Here is a 19,879-nt window from a genome sequence, read left to right as displayed (position 1 = left end):
TCGACTCGGTTTTTCAGGTCGATGGATTTCGCCAAACAACTCGGTCAGTCCCCTCTCCGACTGGGAGAGGGTTAGGGTGAGGGCCGTTCTTCAGGCATCACGCAACGATATCAGTCTCCACCGCTTGCCCCACCACACCCACAGCAAAGTCCACCGCCCCCTGCCCCGTCAGGTCAACCATCAGGCTGGTCTGATTGGTCTGCGCAAAGTAGGTCAGGATCGCATCGCCCGCATGGCCGGTGAAGCCGCTGACAAAGTTCAGCGACGCCGCGCCTGTGGCGAAACCGGCGATCCCCGACAGATCGATCTTGTCCAGACCGCTGGTGAAATCCATGATCCAGTCCGGCGCGGTCATGGTCGAATCGCTAGCAGCACCGAACACGAAAATGTCAGCACCTGCACCGCCCCACAAAGTGTCGCCACCGCCACCACCGTAGAGGATATCGTTGCCGGCACCGCCGAACAGATCATTGGCAGCGGCGTTGCCAATCAGCAGGTCATTGCCTGAACCACCGATGGCATTTTCCACAGTCACACCGTGAGCAACGGACACGTTACCGACAAGGCCACCGACGTCGGAGAACGAACCTTCATTGAGATTGATCTTCTGGTTCTGGCTGAAGCCGGAGAAGTCCAGCGTGTCATTACCGCCACCATCCCACACCGAGAAAACGACTTTGGAAGACGCCGAAGTGGCGCTATAGAAATCGCGCTCGGCGTTGGAGTTGAAACCGTACGTGGTGTCATCGGCGCGGGTCGCGTAGTTGGCGCCATAGAGTTTTTGCACCGCGACAATGTCATCCAGCAATGGCGCCGAAGCGTACGCGCCGCTGCCGTCCTTGCTGAAGTTCTGATCGGTGTTGGCTTCGCTCCAGTAGCTCATCAGGCTGTAGCCACGGGTATCTTCGGCGTACTTGGCGTCGTTATAAGTCGGATTGCCATTACCAGCATTGTAGGCGCCCGGGTGCGACAGGCCGAGGGTATGGCCGATTTCGTGGGTCAGTGTCTGACGCCCGTAATTGTTGGTGTCCGGGGTTTTGTTGACCTGATATTGATCGTTGATCAGATACCACGACTGGCCGTCATAACCGCCGCCGCTCGGCAGGTAAGCGAATGCCGCGCCTCCGGTGCTGACATCGTAGTTGCCGAAGGTCATGTGGCCATCGCCGCCCTTGCCTTCAGTGAACGTGACGTTGGCGACGTCGGCCCAGGATTGCATGGCCAGCACGGCCTGAGCTTTTTGCTGGGCGCTGAACTCGCTGAAGTTGCCCAGTTTGACGTTGTAGTTCGCCGGTTTTTCCGTCAGGAAGGTGTAACTGAGGTCGATCTTGCCGTCAGCGTTCTTGTCGCCCCACGACAGGCCTTTGCGCAGGATTTCATCCGCAGCCTGATCGGCGGTGAATGAGGGTTTGCCATTGACCAGACCGACGCCACGGTCATACAGGTGGCTGAAGGTATCGATTTCGTCGAAGGCGCTGCTGGTTTTCGATTTGGCTTGAGCCATGATGGACTTCCTTGTTTCTGAGTAGTCAGTGTCGACAGACCACGGCGATCTTCTGGCGAGATCGTCCTGTCACTCGCGTGTTTTGAATCGGCGAAAAACCTGACACACGCGCCAACCGGGCGCTAATCAATTTCTCGATAGCCCGGCCTGCGTCCCTGTATTGCCCGTCACCTGCTGCAATGCTTTTTATCTGTATATCCATACAGATAAAAGTTGCCCCTGACGCCAAGTCCGGCCATTCTGTGCACCTGTTCCGACCTTGATCGACGATGGTGGTTATGCGGCTGTACCTCTGTGAAAAACCCTCCCAGGCCAAAGACATTGCGGCCGTGCTCGGCGCCAGGCGTCGGGGCGACGGCTGCTGGCTGGGAACGGACGTCACGGTGACCTGGTGCATCGGCCACTTGCTCGAAACCGCGCCGCCGGATGCCTATGACGCGCGCTACAAGCGCTGGGTGCTGGCCGATCTGCCGATCATCCCGGACAAGTGGAAAATGACCGTCAAGCCGCGCACGGCCAGCCAGTACAAAGCGGTCAAACGCCTGCTGGGTGAAGCCAGCGAACTGATCATCGCCACCGACGCCGACCGTGAGGGCGAGATGATCGCCCGGGAACTGGTCGAGCATTGTCGTTATCGCGGGCCGATCCGCCGATTGTGGCTGTCGGCGCTGGACGAAGCCTCGATCCGCAAGGCCTTGGCCGCGTTGAAACCGGGGGCCGAAACCTTCAGCCTGTATCACTCGGCGCTGGGCCGCTCGCGGGCGGACTGGCTGATCGGCATGAACATGAGTCGGCTGTTTACGCTGCTGGGGCGACAATCGGGTTATCAAGGCGTGTTGCCGGTAGGCCGAGTGCAGACGCCGACCTTGCGGCTGGTGGTCGATCGCGACCGCAGCATCGCCGATTTCGTGCCGGTGCCGTTCTGGGCGATCGATGTCGATTTGCTGCACAACGGCATCCCGTTTACCGCGCAGTGGCGGGCGCCGTCGGATGTCTGTGACGATCAGGATCGCTGCCTCAATCAGGCGTTGGCCCAGCAAGCGGCAGCGGCGATCAACGGCGCGGCCAGTGCCCGGGTGGTTAAACTGAAAACCGAGCGCCTGCGCGAAGTGGCGCCCCTGCCCTTCGATCTCGGCACCTTGCAGGAAGTCTGCTCGAAGAAACTCGGCCTCGGCGCGCAGGAAACCCTCGACATCGCCCAGGCACTCTACGAAACCTACAAAGTCATCACCTACCCGCGCAGTGATTGCGGGTACTTACCGTTGAGCCAGCACAGCGAGGCACCGGGGATTCTTGCGGCATTGCGTCAGGCCGATCCGGGCCTTGAAGCGCTTAACGGGTTTCTGGAGCCGCAACGCAAATCCAGAGCCTGGAATGACGCCAAGGTCAGCGCGCACCACGGCATCATCCCCACCGCTGCGGCGAAGAATCTCGAACGCCTGACCGGCAAACACCGCGCGGTCTACACGCTGATCCGCGCACGCTATCTGGCGCAGTTCCTGCCCAACCACGAATACGATCGCACTCAGGCCGATTTCGATTGCGCCGGTGAAGCGCTACGCGCAGTCGGCAAGCAGATCATCGAACCGGGCTGGAAACGTGCGCTGCCCGAGGCACTGGCGCCGGCCAAGGGCCGCGAGGCACCCGCACCGCAAACCTTGCCGGCCCTGAGCCAGGGTGTCGAATGCGCCATCGCCGCTGTGAAGCTCAAGGATCTGTGGACACAACCACCGAAACCCTACACCGAGGGCGATCTGATCAAGGCGATGAAAAACGTCGCCAAACTGGTCGAGGATCCGCTGCTCAAACAGAAGCTCAAGGACACCACCGGGATCGGCACCGAAGCCACCCGCGCCTCGATCATTCAGGGGTTGCTGGATCGTGGTTATCTGGTGAAAAACGGCAAGGCCCTCGCTGCCACACCGGCGGCGTTCAGCCTGATCGATGCGGTGCCTCGCGCAATTGCCGACCCCGGCACCACGGCAATTTGGGAGCAGGCACTGGACATGGTGCAAAGCGGCGAAATGAGTCTGGAAGAATTCGTCACCAAACAAGCGGCGTGGATGAGCAAACAGGTGACGCGCTGCTCCAGCCTCAGCCTGACCATCAGCGGCCCGCCCCCTGCCGGCAAAGCCTCGGCACCGTGGAAAAAGAAACGTAAATCGACCCGCAGCAAATCCGCAGGCACCACCAAACGCACGGCGAAACCGGCGAGCAAATAAAACCCCGCTAATGTTTCTGCAAGGCTCATCACTTTCAGGAACCCGGCGCATGGCCAATATCGAACTGCACCCTGCTCAGCGCGATGAACTGGAGATCATCGAAAACCTCATGCAGTTCTACATGTACGACTTCAGCGAATGGCTGCCGCTGAAGCTCGCTGATCATGGTTTCTTCTCCATCCAGCCAAAAATTGACTACTGGCGCCATCCGGCCACCCGACCGTTCCTGATTTGCGTCGACGGCGAACTGGCCGGGTTTGTGACCGTCGATGACGAAACCCATGTCGCCGGTACCGAACACAACATTGGCTATTTCTTCATCGCCCGGCGCTTTCGTGGCCAAGGCGTCGCGCAGTTTGTCGTCTCTGCCCTCTTGAGCCAGATCCCCGGTCAATGGCAGATTTTCCATATCGACGCCAACCTGCCGGCCCAGTCCTTCTGGGCCAGACTGATTCCGTTATTGAGCGACGGCCACTTCACCCTGGAGCAGCGCAAAGTAGACGGTTATCCATGCACCTTCTATGTGCTGCGCACGCCTTTTTCCGTTGCCTGAACGGATTCTTTCTCATTCCAAAACAGCTTTGTCCGACAATATGTAGTGCTTGAAAATAATCACTACAAAACCGTTGACGGCGTCGTTTTGCTTTTGCATGATGAAGACGTTCCCCGATCGGGAACACGAGTAACACGCTTGAGCAAACTCGTCTGACCGCCGAGTTGTTTTTTCCGGATACACGCTGCCCACAAGGCAGATTGAAGAAGCTGACCTGGCCTGAACGTCCAGTACAAGGACGAGAAGCGCTGGCGAAAATTCTCAAGACGCTTGTGGTCGACACGGTAAATGTCGTCAAGGAGCCTCCCGGTTTTCGCTGCTTCTCCTCGTTGTGACGCTATTGCGTAGCAGTTATTCAACACGACTACATGCAACAGATGCACGACCCCGTATTTCACACGGGCGAGCGCTGACGTCCTGGTTTCGGTGCCAGGGATCAACTAACCGATGGGCTACCTGTATTAGCGAATCAACTTTGAAAGATCACCAGACTGGTCAAGGGGCAAAATCATGAATCTGAACAATCAACCTACTATCGAAGAACTGGCTCGTATGTTCGCTGCGCAGAAAGACAGCCATGACAGCCATATTCTGTGGATCAGCACGTCGGGTCAGGTGCATATCGACTGCCTGGCACCGCATGCTGGCGAAGAAGAGTTCGACCGCAACCATCAGAACCTGCTGGCCCGCCTGAAGATGTACCGTCGCGGCCACGGTTATGTTGGCAAGAAAGCCGCGGCCGACAGGGACTTCATCGGTAATGTTTTGCAAACGCTGAAACAGGCGTGGGATTCGATGCAGAACAAGAATGAAGTTCGGGTGATTGATCGGTTCTGCTGAGTTAGTCATTAAATAATTGAAAGGCCTGCTTTCTTAAAAGAAGCAGGCCTTTTTTGTTCGCTTGCATTGATTTGGCGTGACTGGAATTGTAGCCCCTCACCCCAGCCCTCTCCCGAGGGAGAGGGAGCCGATTTGTGCTGCGCTTAAAATTTTAGTTCGACTCAAAACTTTCAGGTCGGCGTAAATCGCACAAACACCTCGGTCAGTCCCCTCTCCCTCTGGGCGGTCCGACGTTTCGGGAGTGTTAGGGTGAGGGGCTTCCCATGTCCAACACCAACTCCACAAACGCCACCGCCGCCGCGCTGTGATAATTATTGCGCCGCCGCAACAACGCCGCCCCACGCTGCGGCGCCTCGCTCTCCACGCGCAACCGGCGCAACGCCCGATCCTCCGTCGCAATCGCCTGCGGCAGCATCGTCGCCATCGGCGAACAACGCACCACTTCCAGCAACGTACTCACCGAATTCACCTCGATCCGCACCTGCGGTGTAATCCCGTTTTGGCGGAAATACTCGTCCACCGATAACCGCGTGATGAAGTCCGGCGCCAACAAGGCAAAGTCCAGCGAAGCGATTTCCCCCGGCGTCAGTACCGAGTGGCTGTCATACAGCGGATGCTCACGCCCAACCATGATCCCCAACGTTTCGGTAAACGCCGGGATGCACTCGATATCAGGGCTGCGCACCGGCGTAAACGCAATCGCAATATCCAGCGAGTCATCCGCCAGCCCCGCCTCGATGTCGTCCATCGACAACTCGAATATCTGTAAATGAATCCCCGGATAGCGCGCGGCAAAGTCGCGCACCAACGGCCCGACCAGATACGCCATGAACGTCGGCGTCATCGCCAGACGCAGCGTCCCACGAGACAAATCCTTCACGTCATGCAACGCGCGCTTGCCCGCCTCCAGTTCTACCAGCACCCGGCGCGCGCATTCGATGTAAGCCTCACCGGCATCGGTGGGTTTGACCGTTCGCGAGGTGCGATCAAACAGATTCACTCCGAGGGTTTCCTCCAGTTGGCGAATCTGTTGCGACAAGGTCGGCTGCGACACGTGCAGTGCCTCGGCGGCACGGGTGAAGCCGCCGTGATCGGCAACGGCCAGCAGATAACGCAAATGTCGCAGCAGCATGGGAATCACCATCTATAGGCAGGGCTTATGCCAAGCATTGTATATCGGTCTTGGACGCTATGGATTAATCGGCAGAAGATCAATCCCACACAGCAAGCCAACCCCTGAAAGGAGTGACACCATGCAACAGTCCCACGCCTACAACGACACCAGCCTGGCCCTGACCACCCGCGTTCTCGATGCCAAGGCACGCAAAGATCTGTCGTGGCAGGATCTCGCCGACGGCACTGGCCTGAGCCTGGCATACGTCACCGCTGCCCTGCTCGGCCAGCACCCGCTGCCGGAAAACGCCGCCCAAGTGGTCGGTGACAAGCTGGAACTGAGCGCTGAAGACGTCGCAGCGATGCAGATCATCCCGCTGCGTGGCAGCCTCAGTGGCGTGCCGACCGACCCGACCATCTACCGCTTCCACGAGATGATCCAGATCTACGGCACCACCCTCAAAGCCTTGGTTCACGAGCAGTTCGGCGACGGCATCATCAGTGCGATCAACTTCAAACTCGACATCAAGAAAGTCGAAGACCCGGAAGGCGGCTCCCGCGCAGTGGTCACCCTCGACGGCAAGTTCCTGCCCCTGCGTCCGTTCTGATCCGCACCGGCCCGCGCCCTGCGTGCGGGCCAACTCACCTCAAATGGCTACCCGTCACCAAACGCATCTGGAGGCTGCCCCATGCAAAAAATTCTGTTGATTCTGGCCCTGCTCGGCGGCTTTTGCGCCCAGGCATCTGCCGCTGACGAGGCCGTCGCCTACCGCTACGGCATGCCACTGGATATCGCCCAAGTGCTGGACATTACCCCGGTTGCCGATGTGTGTGGCGTGGTGCCGGTGGAGATGACGTATCTGGACAGCCACGGCGGCAAACACATTCTTCAATACAGCGAATTCGGCAGCGGTTGCTCGAACTGAGAGGACAACACCATGAAAAACCTGATTGATGGCTTCCTGAAATTCCAGAACGAAGCGTTTCCGCAACGCACCGAACTGTTCAAACACCTGGCGACCACGCAACAGCCCGGAACCTTGTTCATCACCTGTTCCGACAGTCGTGTCGTGCCGGAACTGCTGACTCAACAAGAACCCGGCGAGCTGTTCGTGATCCGAAACGCCGGCAATATCGTGCCGTCCTACAGCCCGCATCCGGGCGGGGTGTCGGCGACGGTGGAATACGCGGTGGCGGTGCTTGGCGTAACGGATATTGTGATTTGCGGCCATTCGGACTGCGGCGCGATGACGGCAATCGCCAAGTGCAAATGCATGGATCATCTGCCCGCCGTCAGCGGCTGGTTGCAGCATGCCGAGTCGGCGAAAGTGGTTAACGAGGCGCGGCCGCATGCCAATGACGCGGCGAAATTGAGTTCGATGGTGCGCGAAAACGTGATCGCACAGCTGGCGAACATTCAGACCCACCCGAGCGTGCGTCTGGCACAGGAGAAAGGTCTGCTGAATCTGCATGGCTGGGTGTATGACATCGAGACCGGCTCGATCGATGCGCTGTCCTCGGACCGCCGCACGTTTGTGCCGCTGGCGGAGCAACCGGCGACTTGCGCAATCCACGCGCAAGCCACCCACGCTGCCTGAGCATTGATCGTTCCCACGCTGGAGCGTGGGAACGCTCATTGTCCGCCAGCTCAGCGTTTTACCGTGAGATCGACCTGAGTCATGCGGCTGCGCACAGTGAATACACCATCCCCCGAAAGAATCGCACTGCGCGCAAACAAACGCCCACTCTCCCAGTTCGAAAGCCCCAGTTCCGGCTTGTTCAGCGCGTACTGCCCATCGACCCAACGGGTAATGCCATTGCCCACGAACGGCGCATTCACCGCGTTGTAAAAACGCGCTTGCACGGCGGCATCTTCACTGATCAACGACACGGTAAATTGCGGGCTGTAGCGGTTGAACAAACTGATTGCCTGATCCAGATCGTCAACGATCATCAGACTGACTTCCGGGGTTTCTTCCCATTCCCACTCGCGACCCAACTCGGACTCTGCCAAGGGCTCGGCCAGTGCTTCAGTCTGGTAACCCTCGGCGCGATAAACCTCGACCGTCGCGTTCTGCCACTCACTCGGCAGATAACGTTCACTGCCTTCAACGATGTGCAATTTGCAGCCCTGGCCACGTGCCGTACCGGCCTGTTGCAGCGCATCGAGAAACAACGGCAGCAGTTCCGCCGCACGATCACGCTGGATCAGGCAGACGTTCAACGTATTGCAGACCTTGCGGTCCAGCGAGTTGCGCACCACGGCGGCAAAGCGTTTGGCATCGGCATCACGATCGGCAATCAACCACGCACCACCCGTACCGTGCAGGCTGACGGCGGTGCCGGCTTGCTGGGCAATGCTGCCCAACTGACTGACCGCACGACCCGAACCGCGCGCCACCGCCAACGACAAACGCCGATCAGCGAACATCGCCCAACCGGCAGCATGATTGACACTTTCCACCAACGACACCGCACCGGCCGGCAGACCAGCCTCGGCCAGCGCCGGGTTCAAGGCGTGAGTGACAATCGCTTGCGCGGTGCCCAACGCATCGCTGCCGATGCGCAGTACGGCGGTGTTGCCGGTGCGCAAAACACCCGCCGCGTCGGCGAACACATTCGGCCGACCTTCAAAGACAAACGCGACGATGCCCAGCGGCGAGACCACTTGTTCGACCTTCCAGCCGTCATGTTCAACGCTGCTGATGACTTTTCCGCGCGTCGCTGCCGCATCACGCCAGGCGCGCAGGCCGGCGATCATGTCGCCACGCATGCGCTCATCAGCGAACAGGCGGGTGGTGGAGCGGCCGCGCGCCTTGGCCCGCTCAATGTCGGCAAGGTTGGCGGTTTCGATGTGCGCCCAGCACTCGGGAGTTTCCAGACGCTGCGCGAACAGGTCAAAAAACTGGCTGATCGCCGCATCGGAAACCGCCGACAGCGCGATGAATGCCGCGGCTGCGCGCTCGATCGCCACGTTCGCCGCTTGCTGATCCGCCACCGGGATCAGCAGCAACTCGCCACTGACCTGCTCCACCAGCAAATGGTCACCGGGCTGAAACCGCGCGGCCAGTTCGGGGCTGACCACGGTGACGCGGTTACCAGCGAAAGGGATCGGCGTGCCAGCGACTAGACGTTCGAGCGCGAGAGACATGAAGCGGATTCACCATGCAAAGGGCGGCCGGAAAATGTAGCGGATTACTCGATGAAATACACCTCATCAAACACTAAAGAAACCTGTGGGAGCTGGCTTGCCAGCGATAGCGGTGGTTCAGTCCAATTTATTGTGACTGACAGGACCTCATCGCTGGCAAGCCAGCTCCCACAGGTTTTTGGTGTTTGACGGATCGGGTCAGAAGACTGACCAGCCAATCCGCGCACTCAGCATCTCCAGCGCCGCCATCCCCGCCAGCGAGTTCCCTGCCGCATTCAACTCCGGCGACCACACGCACACCGTGAACTGCCCTGGCACCACCGCGACAATCCCGCCGCCAACACCACTCTTGCCCGGCAAGCCAACGCGATAAGCGAAGTTACCCGCCTCGTCATACAGCCCGCTGGTGGCCATGATCGAGTTGACCTGCTGGGTTTGCCGACGTGTGAGGATCTGTTCGCCGCTGTGTTTGCAAAAACCGTCGTTGGCCAGAAAGCAGAACGCCCGGGCCAGATCAATGCAGTTCATACGCAACGCGCAATGGCTGAAATAGCTGCGCAGCACCGCTTCGACGTCGTTGTGAAAGTTGCCGAACGACTGCATCAGATACGCCATCGCCGCATTGCGCGCGCGGTGCTGGTATTCGGAGTCGGCGACTTTGCCGTCGATCATGATCTGCGGGTTGCCCGACAGTCGGCGGACGAAATCGCGCATCGACAAAGTAGGTGCGGCGAAGCGCGACTGGTTGATGTCGCAGATCACCAGCGCGCCGGCATTGATGAATGGGTTGCGTGGCCGACCGCGCTCGAATTCCAGCTGCACCAGCGAGTTGAACGGTTGCCCGGACGGCTCGTGACCGAGGCGCTCCCAGATCGCTTCGCCGGAATGGTCGATTGCCTGCACCAGGCTGAACACCTTGGAAATACTCTGCACCGAGAACGGCGTCTCGGCGTCACCGGCGCAGTACATCTCGCCGTCGTTGCCGTACACGGCGATGCCCAGTTGATTGGCCGGCACGGTGCCGAGGGCAGGAATGTAGTCAGCCACCTTGCCCTGCCCGATCAGCGGGCGGACAGCGTCAAGAATCTCGTTCAACAGCGCTTGCATGCCGGGTTCCGAAGTCTCGCCCCATGGGATTGCGGGGACACTGGGGCTAGACGCTGCGCCCGCCCGTCGAATCACACCGGCCGCCATCGCACTGAATGTTCTAGGCTCAACCACACATTCAAAACGGGAGAGCACCCATGCATCTCGAAGGCTCCTGCCATTGCGGCGAGGTCACATTCAGTCTCACCAGCGCCCACCCCTACCCTTATCAACGCTGTTATTGCTCGATCTGCCGCAAGACTCAGGGTGGCGGCGGTTATGCGATCAACCTCGGCGGCGACGCGACCAGCCTCAAGGTGCGCGGGCGTAAACACATCAGCATCTATCACGCGAAGATGAAGGACGACGGCGCCAAACGCGCCCATCGCAGCACCGCCGAACGGCATTTCTGTTCACTGTGCGGCAGCGGCTTGTGGCTGTTCAGCCCGGAGTGGCCGGAGCTGATCCACCCGTTCGCTTCGGCCATCGACACACCGTTGCCGGTGCCGCCGGAGCACACGCTTCTGATGCTGGGTTCGAAAGCGCCGTGGGTGGAAGTCGAGGCCAAAACCAAAGACCAACAGTTCGACGTCTACCCCGAAGAATCCATCGCCCAATGGCATGAACGCCTCGGTTTGACCCGATAGACAATCGCCGCCATTCCTCTATCCCTGTGGGAGCTGGCTTGCCAGCGATGAGGACAGCTTGTTCAAAATCAATGTTGGCTGTCCCACCGCTATCGCTGGCAAGCCAGCTCCCACAAGGTTCTTTTTTTACCTTTTGATTTTTGCAGTTCCCTTTTCCCGCACTCGTTCGGTTAACCCCTCAGAAGCACTTCAACTACCGATCGATTCGATGCAAAGGGGTCTCCATGTCGCACCTCCGTTTTCGTTTTGCCCTGTGCCCGCTGGCACTGGCCCTGCTGAGCATTTCTGCCAACGCCGCTGAAAAAACCGACCAGTCCCTGCAACTGGGCGCCACCAACATTTCCGCCCAAGGCCTCGGCGCCACTACTGAAGACACCCGTTCTTACACCACCGGAGCCATGTCCTCGGCCACCGGCCTGCCGCTGTCGATCCGCGAAACCCCGCAGTCGGTGACGGTCATTACCCGTCAGCAAATGGACGATCGCGGCGTGCAAAGCATCGGCGATGCGCTGCGCAATACCCCCGGCATTTCCATGCAGAAGTACGACAGCGACCGGACCGAGTTTTCAGCGCGCGGCCTGGCGATCACCAACTTCCAGTACGACGGCATCAACATTCCCTACGATGGCGTTTACGGCGAGAACCCGAACAATGGCGATGATGCCGCGAGCATCGACCGCATTGAAATCATCAAAGGCGCGACCGGCCTGATGACCGGCTCCGGCGACCCGTCGGCCACGGTCAACCTGATTCGCAAAAAGCCGACCAAGGCATTCAAAGCCTCGATCAGCGGCACCGTCGGCTCATGGGATGCCTACCGCACTGTCGGTGATATTTCCGGTTCGCTGACTGAGTCGGGCAACGTGCGCGGACGTTTCGTCGGCGCCTACTCCGATCAGAACTCTTACCTGGATCACTACAGCCAGCGCAAAGACCTGTTCTACGGCATCCTCGAAGCGGATCTGAGCGACGACACCCTGCTGACCTTCGGCGTGGACAAATCCAGCACCACACCACGCGGTTCGTCGTGGACCGGCAACCCGGTGTACTTCGCCGATGGCGGGCGAACTGATTTCGGGCGGCATTTCAACTCTGCCGCCGACTGGAGTCGCCGCGATTTCGACAACATCACCTACTTCGCCTCCTTGGAGCAGGCGCTGGCCAGCGACTGGAAATTCAAGGTCAGCCTCGACCAGAAAACCACCGATCACGACACGCGTCTGGCCTCGGCCAGCGGCGGTAATCCGAACCGCGCCACGGGTGAAGGCATGTTCATGTATTGGGGGCGCTGGGAAGGTCATCGCGTGCAGAACACCGCTGACGTCAATGTCTCCGGTCCGTTCACGCTGGGCGGTCGCGAGCATGAGCTGATCGCCGGGGTCATGACCTCGCACTCGCGCCAGACCGGTTCGACCTACGACACCAGTGCGTTTTCCGAAGTCCCGGGCAGCATTTACGACTGGGAGGGCAATCTGCCGAAACAGGACTTCCCGAAAAACGGCAAATACGAGCGCACGCAGAGCCAGAACGGCATTTACCTGGCCACGCGCCTGCGCCCGACCGATGATCTGTCGGTGATTCTCGGCAGCCGCTTGAGCACCTTCAAATACAACGAAGACTACCGCTACAACCCCGGCGCCGGTCTCGACGACACCCACACCAGTTACAAGGAACACGGCGTGGTCACGCCTTACGCCGGGGTGATTTATGACCTCGACGACACCTATTCGCTATACGCCAGCTACACCCGTATTTATCAGCCGCAGACCTACAAGGACGCCAACGGTTCGACCCTCGCGCCGGTCGAGGGCGACAGCTATGAAAGCGGTTTGAAAGCGGCGTATTTCGACGGTCGCCTCAACGCCAGCCTGGCGTTTTTCCGCATCGAGCAGGACGGCGTTGCCGAATCGATCGGCACCAACGCGGTAACCAACGAAGGCATCTACAAAGCCATCGACGGCGCCACCACCAAGGGCGTGGAACTGGAACTGGCCGGCGAACTGGCCGAAGGCTGGAACGTCTCCGCCGGGTACACCTACGCGCGTACCCGTGATGCCGATGAGCAGCGTATGTACGGCTATCCGTTGTCGACCACCAAGCCCGAGCACACGGTGCGCACCTTCACCACCTACCGTTTGCCCGGCGTGCTGGACAAGGTCACCGTCGGCGGCGGCGTGAGCTGGCAGAGTGCGTTCTACGGCAAGATCTACAGCGCCCCGGCGGGCGACTACACACGGATCAAACAAGGCGGCTACACCCTCGTCGACCTGATGAGCCGCTATCAGTACAACGAGCACCTGAGCTTCACGGTCAACGCCAACAACGTGTTCGACAAGCGTTACCTGACGGGTCTGGGCAACTTCGACACCACGTTCTACGGCGAGCCGCGCAATGTGATGCTGACGACCAAGTGGGATTTCTGATCAGCAGTTGAAATAGCAGTGCCATGGACGGCCCCATCGCTGGCAAGCCAGCTCCCACAGTGATCTGTGGTGTTCACAAATCCAGTGTGGGAGCGAGCTTGCTCGCGAAGGGGCCGGCACAGGCAACGGCATTCAATCCAGATGCGCCCAAGTCATCCGGAACGACGCCCCACCCCAAGCCGAATCGCCCACCTCAACCTGCCCGCCATGGGACTGTGACACCCGGCGCACCAGCGCCAAACCCAGACCAAACCCGCCCGTACGCCGATCCCGACTGGCATCCAGCCGCGAAAACGGTTCAAAGATTTTCTCCCGTCCGTCCACCGGCACGCCCGGCCCATCGTCGTTGACCCGCACTTGGTAATAATCGCCCGTGCGCTCCAGTGTCACCTCCACCCGTTGCTCGGCATAGCGAATCGCGTTGCGCAGCAGATTGATCACCGCTCGCGCCATGAATCGCGGCTCGATGCGCACGGTGTCGAGCCGGCAATCACCGATCAACAACTGCACCCCCGCCGCTTCGGCCTCCAGCGCGACGCTGCCGACCACGCTGTCGAGCCAATTGGCAGCCTGAATGTTTTCGCGCTTGATCACCGTCGCGCCACGCTCAAGGCTGGCGTAGGTCAGCAGTTCGGAAACCATTTCCTCCAGCTCGCCGAGGTCGGCGTACATGTCGGCAATCAGCTCGCGGTTCTGGCTGGCGTCCGGCTGCTGTTTGAGCTGGTCGAGTTCAAACGACAGCCGCGCAATCGGCGTGCGCAGTTCATGGGAAACGGCGTTGGTCAGTTCACGCTGATTGGCGATCAACCCTTCGATGCGTGCAGCCATCAGATTGAAGTGCTCGGCCAGATCGCGGATGTTCGAGCGTTTCGACAACTGAATGCGCACCGAGAGATCGTTGTCGCCGAAACGCTCGGCGGCCAGGCGCAGCTTTTCCAGATCGCGCCAATGCGGACGCACCCAGAAAAACAGCACGATACCGATCAGCACCGCGAGCATCACATAGGCGGCCGTGATATAGAACGGCATCAGGCTCGGCTCGGGCGGCAGCTTGATGCTGAGCACCTGCGAACCGCCGTCGATGTTGCTGATGAACTGGGTGTAGTTGTCGCGGATCACCAGCAGATTCTGCGTCAGTTCGGCTTTTTCCTGCGCCGTCAGCGCGAGTTGATCGGCCTCGACAAGGCTCAGCGAAAGCCCATAGTGCGGACGCAAACTGTCCAGTTGCCGCTCACGATCCGCGCCCTGCCGCCCCTGCAAATGATCGACCAGCGACCACGCCTGACCGCGCACCGCCTCACGGTTGTAAGCCTGCATCTGATTGTCGAGCAACGCGTTGAAGGTATGCTCGACCGTCTGCAGCGCCAGCACTAGCCCCACTGTCATGACCAGAAACAGCCCGAGAAATAACCGCAGCATCTACAGCTCCCACGCGAACGGATTGAACAGATAACCCTTGCCCCACACGGTCTTGATACACATCGGCTCGCGGGGGTTGTCCTTGAGCTTGTTGCGCAACTTGCTGATGTACACGTCGACGCTGCGGTTAAGGCCGTCGAAGGCAATCCCGCGCATGCGATTGAGGATGTCGTCACGCGACAGCACCTTGCCGGCGGCACTGGCCAGCAACCACAGCAGTTCGAATTCCATGGTGGTCATTTCGATGACCTCGCCCGCCAGCCGCACTTCACGGCAACTGCGATCGACGCTCAACTGGCCAAACTCCATAAAACTCACCACGTTGCTGTCCGGCACCTGCCGCCGTTGCAACGCCCGCAGTCGGGCCAGCAACACCGGTGGTTTGATCGGTTTGATCACGTAGTCATCGGCGCCGGATTCCAGTCCGAGGATATGGTCGAGGTCATCTTCCTTGGCAGTCAAAATCACGATCGGCGTGTCCGACACGCTGCGAATTTCGCGGCACACGTGCAGACCGCTCTGCCCCGGCAGCATCAGGTCGAGCACCACCACTTTCGGCTTGAATTCCAGAAACGCCGCCACGGCCAGATCGCCACGCAGCACGGTGCGCACCTCGTAGCCGTGTTGTTCGAGGAAATGGGCGATCAACGCCGCGAGGCGCTCATCGTCTTCCACCAGCAGGACTTTGCCAAAACCCAGGTTATCCATAACGACCGTCTGCCGCCCATGTGTGAAGTGGTCGGCATTATGGCGGTTTTCGTGGGGGTGGCGTTTGTTTCAGGCAGCAAAAACCGGCCGCTGGGGCCGGTTTTCGGTGATGTTTCATACTCTTAAGAGTTTTTAACAATCTTATGCAGGCACACCGCTGTGAAAGCGGAACTCTTCATCCGGCGACTCGATCAGTTCCTGCTCGGCGGCACGAACCTTGTCGATGACTTGGACAATATCCTTCGCATCACCGTACTGATAAGCCAGCTTCAGATAACCCTGAAAATGCCGCGCCTCGCTTTTCAGCAGGCCAAAGTAGAACTTGCCGAGTTCTTCGTCCAGGTGCGGCACCAGCGCTTCAAACCGCTCGCAACTGCGCGCTTCGATGAATGCGCCGACCACCAGCGTATCGACCAGTTTCACCGGCTCGTGGCTGCGCACCACTTTGCGCAGGCTCGACGCGTAACGCCCGGCATGCAGTTGGCGCAGCTCGATCTTGCGCCGTTTCATGATGCGCATGACCTGTTCGTGGTGCACCAGTTCTTCCCGGGCCAGACGCGACATCATGTTGATCAGGTCGACGTGGGAATGGTACTTGGCTATCAGGCTCAGCGCGGTGCTGGCAGCCTTGAACTCGCAGTTCTTGTGGTCGATCAGCAGAGTTTCCTGATCGGCCAGTGCGGCCTGGACCCAGGCGTCGGGGGTGCGGCAGCCAAGGAATTCGTGGATTTCGGGAAGGATCATGGGGCTCACGGTAAAAGGTGTTCGAGCGAAGGGCGCCGATTATACCGGCCTGCCCGCAGACCACCAGCGGCTGGCGTTGATATGCATCAAGTCGCAGCCTCATGAGCAGCAACTATAGTTGTGCAACGCCGTGCCTTTTCTTTGCTGGAGACTCCGCTCATGCAAGCCATTCGCAGCATTCTGGTGGTCATTGAACCCGAACATTCGGAAAGCCTGGCGCTCAAGCGCGCCAAGTTGATCGCCGGCGTGACCCAGGCCCACCTGCACCTGTTGGTGTGCGACAAGAAGCACGATCACGCCGGCATGCTCGGCGTGCTCAAAGCCGCGTTGCTGGAGGACGGCTACAGCGTCACCACCGAGCAGGCGTGGAATGAGAGCCTGCACGAAACCATCATCGATGTGCAGCAGGCCGAGGGCTGTGGGCTGGTGATCAAGCAGCACTTTCCCGACAGCTCACTGAAAAAAGCCCTGCTGACCCCAGCGGACTGGAAATTGCTGCGTCACTGCCCTACTCCGGTGCTGCTGGTGAAAACCGCCGGTTCCTGGAAGGACAAAGTGATTCTGGCGGCGGTTGATGTGGGCAATGCCGATGGTGAACACCGGCACCTGCACACGACGATCATTGATCACGGCTATGACATTGCCAGCCTGGCCAAAGCGCATCTGCATGTGATCGCGGCGCATCCTTCGCCGATGCTCTCGGCTGCAGACCCGACGCTGCAACTGAGTGAAACCATCGAGGCGCGCTATCGCGAACAATGCCGCGCGTTTCAGGCGGAATTCGACATTGATGACGCGCATCTTCACATCGAGGAAGGCCCGGCGGATGTGTTGATCCCGTTTATGGCGCACAAGCTGCAGGCGTCAGTCACCGTGATTGGCACCGTGGCACGGACCGGGCTGTCAGGGGCGTTGATCGGCAACACGGCGGAAGTGGTGCTGGATGCGCTGGAGAGCGATGTGCTGGTGCTCAAGCCGCAAGAAGTCGAGGATCATCTGGTGGAGTTGGCGGTGAAGCATTAAAGATCAAAAGATCGCAGCCTTCGGCAGCTCCTACAGGTAGAACGCGTCACACAAACCTGTGGGAGCTGCGGCACGCTGCGATCTTTTGACCTTCAGGCGCCAAAGGCGTCTTTAAGGAACCCGGGGGCGATGTAGCGCTGGTAGTGCGCTTCCGACAGCAGGAAGAATTCCCGATCAATGGCATCACGCAGTTCCGGCAGGTTCCAGTCACGAAACTCCGGCAGCAACACCATCCCGTACGCTTCCAGATTAATGATCACTCGCGCACCGCGGGCAATCAGCTGATAAGCCCAGCAATATTCCGACTGATGCGGTACGAAGCGGATCTTGCGCTGTTCGAGCTGCTCGCGCAGTCGCGCGGAATCGAAAATCTCGACCTTGGCCGCCATCACTTGTGACAGCAATTGCTCCAGACGCAGCCACACCGCGCGCTTTTCCTCCTCGTTGTACCCATTCCAGTGGATCACTTCGTGATGGAAACGCTTGCAGCCACGGCACACCAGATCACCGTAAACAGTGGAGCAGAGGCCGACGCAGGGGGTCTTGATGGTCTGATTGGGCATAAGATAGGTAAAACACTGAAACGCGGAACAGGTCGGCATGTTAGCCCTTTGTCAGGCATTGATCACCCCTCAAACATCAGGGTCTCAGACGCACCGCGCGTTTGACCCGGCCACGCGCATTGCCACGAAAGTCCAATAGAGCCCGACTTACCTTTAAATTTTTTTTGCCGTAGAATCAGCCAGCCTTTTAAGGCGCCAATGTCCGTTAGAAGCTGTTTTCAAAGCGTCACGAGCACAGTCGTTCCTTCAGAGCGGTGTTGGCGAGGGATTTTTCCAGCGGGGAAAAATCCAGCGCCAACCCTCATCAGCTCCCCGTTCTGCAGGCGTAAAACTTTGAAAGCAGCTTCTGTAAGGAATTGCCGGTAATTCTGGCCGAACGACCCACAACGTCGTGAGGAGCATGAGTACGGCAATTTCGGGATGAGCGTCCCGGACACCCATTTGGGACCACTGATGAGGGTAATAACTGTGCTTGAAGCCTACCGCAAACATATCGAAGAGCGTGCAGCCCTGGGTATCGTTCCCCAGCCGCTTAACGCCGAACAAACAGCAGGCCTGGTCGAGCTGCTGAAAAACCCTCCGGCTGGCGAAGAAGAATTTCTCGTTGACCTGATCACCAATCGCATTCCACCAGGCGTGGACGAAGCTGCTTACGTTAAAGCCGGTTTCCTGTCTGCTCTGGCCAAGGGCGAAGTTTCCTCCCCGCTGCTGGACAAAAAGCGCGCTGTAGAACTGCTCGGCACCATGCAGGGCGGCTACAACATCGTCACTCTGGTTGACCTGCTGGACGACGCCGAGCTGGCGCCAGTCGCGGCTGCGCAACTCAAGCACACCCTGCTGATGTTCGATGCGTTCCACGATGTCGCGGAAAAAGCCAAGAACGGCAACGTTCACGCTAAAGCCGTGCTGCAATCCTGGGCTGATGGCGAGTGGTTCAAGAACCGTCCGACCCTGGCCGACAAGATCAGCCTGCGCGTGTTCAAGGTCACCGGCGAAACCAACACCGACGACCTGTCCCCTGCTCCGGATGCCTGGTCGCGTCCAGACATCCCGCTGCACGCCCTGGCCATGCTGAAAATGGCCCGTGACGGCATCGTTCCTGATCAGCAGGGCGCCATCGGCCCGATGAAGCAGATCGAAGAAATGCGCGGTCAAGGCTTCCCGATCGCCTACGTCGGTGACGTGGTCGGTACCGGTTCGTCGCGTAAATCGGCGACCAACTCGGTGCTGTGGTTCTTCGGTGACGACGTTCCTTACGTGCCGAACAAGCGTGCTGGCGGTTTCTGCTTCGGCAGCAAAATCGCTCCGATCTTCTACAACACCATGGAAGATGCCGGCGCACTGCCAATCGAGTTCGACGTGTCCAACATGAACATGGGCGACGTGATCGACCTGTACCCGCATGCTGGCAAAGTCTGCAAACACGGCACCGACGAAGTCCTGACCACCTTCGAAATGAAGACCCCGGTGCTGTTGGACGAAGTCCGTGCCGGCGGCCGTATTCCACTGATCATCGGCCGTGGCCTGACCGAGAAGGCTCGCGCCGAGCTGGGTCTGCCAGCGTTCGACCTGTTCAAGAAGCCTGATGCACCAATCGAAAGCACCAAGGGTTACACCCTGGCGCAGAAAATGGTCGGCAAGGCTTGCGGTCTGGCAGAAGGCAAAGGCATCCGTCCTGGCACCTACTGCGAACCGAAAATGACCACCGTGGGTTCTCAGGACACCACCGGTCCAATGACCCGTGACGAACTGAAAGACCTGGCGTGCCTGGGCTTCTCCGCTGATCTGGTGCTGCCGTCCTTCTGCCACACCGCGGCCGATCCAAAGCCGATCGGCGTGACCACCCACCAGACCCTGCCTGACTTCATCAGGACCCGCGGCGG

17 protein-coding genes and 1 pseudogene are annotated in these 19,879 nt (G+C 59.4%); 10 read left to right on the top strand and 8 right to left on the bottom strand.

The features are described from left to right. Positions 1 to 97: 97 nt before the first annotated feature. Positions 98 to 1,504, bottom strand: coding sequence for a serralysin family metalloprotease (locus tag ACIF4X_RS07975; RefSeq protein WP_397481682.1), 1,407 nt, complete (start codon positions 1,502 to 1,504; stop codon positions 98 to 100). A 278-nt stretch (positions 1,505 to 1,782) separates the two neighbouring features. Between ACIF4X_RS07975 and ACIF4X_RS07970 the strand changes: the two genes are divergently transcribed. From ACIF4X_RS07970 to ACIF4X_RS07960, 3 genes are all read left to right on the top strand, one after another. Then, complete coding sequence (locus ACIF4X_RS07970) at positions 1,783 to 3,726, top strand: DNA topoisomerase III (protein WP_397481681.1); 1,944 nt, start codon at positions 1,783 to 1,785, stop codon at positions 3,724 to 3,726. Between the two features lie 49 nt (positions 3,727 to 3,775). Then, a complete protein-coding gene (locus ACIF4X_RS07965) occupies positions 3,776 to 4,279 on the top strand; it encodes a GNAT family N-acetyltransferase (protein ID WP_397481680.1) in 504 nt (167 codons plus the stop codon). 510 nt (positions 4,280 to 4,789) lie between these two features. Next, the gene (locus ACIF4X_RS07960) at positions 4,790 to 5,119 is read left to right on the top strand and encodes a hypothetical protein (protein ID WP_397481679.1); all 330 of its coding nucleotides are present in this window, start codon (positions 4,790 to 4,792) and stop codon (positions 5,117 to 5,119) included. 244 nt (positions 5,120 to 5,363) lie between these two features. Here ACIF4X_RS07960 and cynR read toward each other — a convergent pair whose 3' ends face one another. Further along, entirely contained in the window at positions 5,364 to 6,251 is an 888-nt protein-coding gene (gene cynR / locus ACIF4X_RS07955) for a transcriptional regulator CynR (RefSeq protein WP_397481678.1), read from the bottom strand. Positions 6,252 to 6,372: 121 nt separating this feature from the next. On the opposite strand from cynR, the gene cynS reads away from it, so the two are divergent. The 3 genes from cynS to ACIF4X_RS07940 all read left to right on the top strand — a co-directional run bounded on the left by cynS (position 6,373) and on the right by ACIF4X_RS07940 (position 7,830). Further along, on the top strand, positions 6,373 to 6,840 hold the full coding sequence (gene cynS / locus ACIF4X_RS07950; RefSeq protein ID WP_016982959.1) for a cyanase: 468 nt from the start codon (positions 6,373 to 6,375) through the stop codon (positions 6,838 to 6,840). Positions 6,841 to 6,921: 81 nt separating this feature from the next. Beyond that, positions 6,922 to 7,158, top strand: coding sequence for a DUF2790 domain-containing protein (locus ACIF4X_RS07945; RefSeq protein WP_397481677.1), 237 nt, complete (start codon positions 6,922 to 6,924; stop codon positions 7,156 to 7,158). Positions 7,159 to 7,170: 12 nt separating this feature from the next. Then, positions 7,171 to 7,830 (top strand): carbonic anhydrase, encoded by a 660-nt coding sequence (locus ACIF4X_RS07940; RefSeq protein ID WP_397481676.1) that lies wholly within the window; start codon positions 7,171 to 7,173, stop codon positions 7,828 to 7,830. Between the two features lie 50 nt (positions 7,831 to 7,880). Here the strand turns inward: ACIF4X_RS07940 and ACIF4X_RS07935 are convergent, their stop codons facing one another. Next, positions 7,881 to 9,383 (bottom strand): aldehyde dehydrogenase family protein, encoded by a 1,503-nt coding sequence (locus tag ACIF4X_RS07935; protein WP_397481675.1) that lies wholly within the window; start codon positions 9,381 to 9,383, stop codon positions 7,881 to 7,883. 198 nt (positions 9,384 to 9,581) lie between these two features. Continuing rightward, on the bottom strand, positions 9,582 to 10,490 hold the full coding sequence (gene glsB / locus ACIF4X_RS07930) for a glutaminase B (protein WP_007911001.1): 909 nt from the start codon (positions 10,488 to 10,490) through the stop codon (positions 9,582 to 9,584). Between the two features lie 137 nt (positions 10,491 to 10,627). Between glsB and ACIF4X_RS07925 the strand changes: the two genes are divergently transcribed. Both ACIF4X_RS07925 and ACIF4X_RS07920 read left to right on the top strand, forming a co-directional pair. After that, entirely contained in the window at positions 10,628 to 11,116 is a 489-nt protein-coding gene (locus ACIF4X_RS07925; RefSeq protein WP_397481674.1) for a GFA family protein, read from the top strand. A gap of 224 nt (positions 11,117 to 11,340) precedes the next feature. Further along, positions 11,341 to 13,539, top strand: a complete 2,199-nt coding sequence (locus tag ACIF4X_RS07920; protein ID WP_397481673.1) for a TonB-dependent siderophore receptor — start codon at positions 11,341 to 11,343, stop codon at positions 13,537 to 13,539. Positions 13,540 to 13,671: 132 nt separating this feature from the next. On the opposite strand, the gene ACIF4X_RS07915 is transcribed toward ACIF4X_RS07920, so the two are convergent. The 3 genes from ACIF4X_RS07915 to ACIF4X_RS07905 all read right to left on the bottom strand — a co-directional run bounded on the left by ACIF4X_RS07915 (position 13,672) and on the right by ACIF4X_RS07905 (position 16,410). Then, a complete protein-coding gene (locus ACIF4X_RS07915) occupies positions 13,672 to 14,958 on the bottom strand; it encodes an ATP-binding protein (RefSeq protein ID WP_397481672.1) in 1,287 nt (428 codons plus the stop codon). Then, a complete protein-coding gene (locus tag ACIF4X_RS07910) occupies positions 14,959 to 15,666 on the bottom strand; it encodes a winged helix-turn-helix domain-containing protein (RefSeq protein WP_277761671.1) in 708 nt (235 codons plus the stop codon). A 141-nt stretch (positions 15,667 to 15,807) separates the two neighbouring features. Next, positions 15,808 to 16,410 (bottom strand): tRNA-(ms[2]io[6]A)-hydroxylase, encoded by a 603-nt coding sequence (locus tag ACIF4X_RS07905; protein WP_397481671.1) that lies wholly within the window; start codon positions 16,408 to 16,410, stop codon positions 15,808 to 15,810. Between the two features lie 159 nt (positions 16,411 to 16,569). Here ACIF4X_RS07905 and ACIF4X_RS07900 point away from each other — a divergent pair, with 159 nt between their 5' ends. Then, positions 16,570 to 17,433, top strand: a complete 864-nt coding sequence (locus tag ACIF4X_RS07900) for a universal stress protein (protein ID WP_397481670.1) — start codon at positions 16,570 to 16,572, stop codon at positions 17,431 to 17,433. A 92-nt stretch (positions 17,434 to 17,525) separates the two neighbouring features. Here ACIF4X_RS07900 and ACIF4X_RS07895 read toward each other — a convergent pair whose 3' ends face one another. After that, on the bottom strand, positions 17,526 to 17,996 hold the full coding sequence (locus ACIF4X_RS07895; protein WP_064117650.1) for a DUF1289 domain-containing protein: 471 nt from the start codon (positions 17,994 to 17,996) through the stop codon (positions 17,526 to 17,528). A 468-nt stretch (positions 17,997 to 18,464) separates the two neighbouring features. On the opposite strand from ACIF4X_RS07895, the pseudogene ACIF4X_RS07890 reads away from it, so the two are divergent. Beyond that, positions 18,465 to 19,879, top strand: a pseudogene (locus ACIF4X_RS07890) (aconitate hydratase B); the annotation flags it as partial.

Source organism: Pseudomonas sp. NPDC085632, assembly GCF_044541255.1.
Lineage (GTDB): Bacteria > Pseudomonadota > Gammaproteobacteria > Pseudomonadales > Pseudomonadaceae > Aquipseudomonas.
Note: the sequence above shows the minus strand (reverse complement) of the source record. Positions and strands in the feature narration are given on the sequence as shown.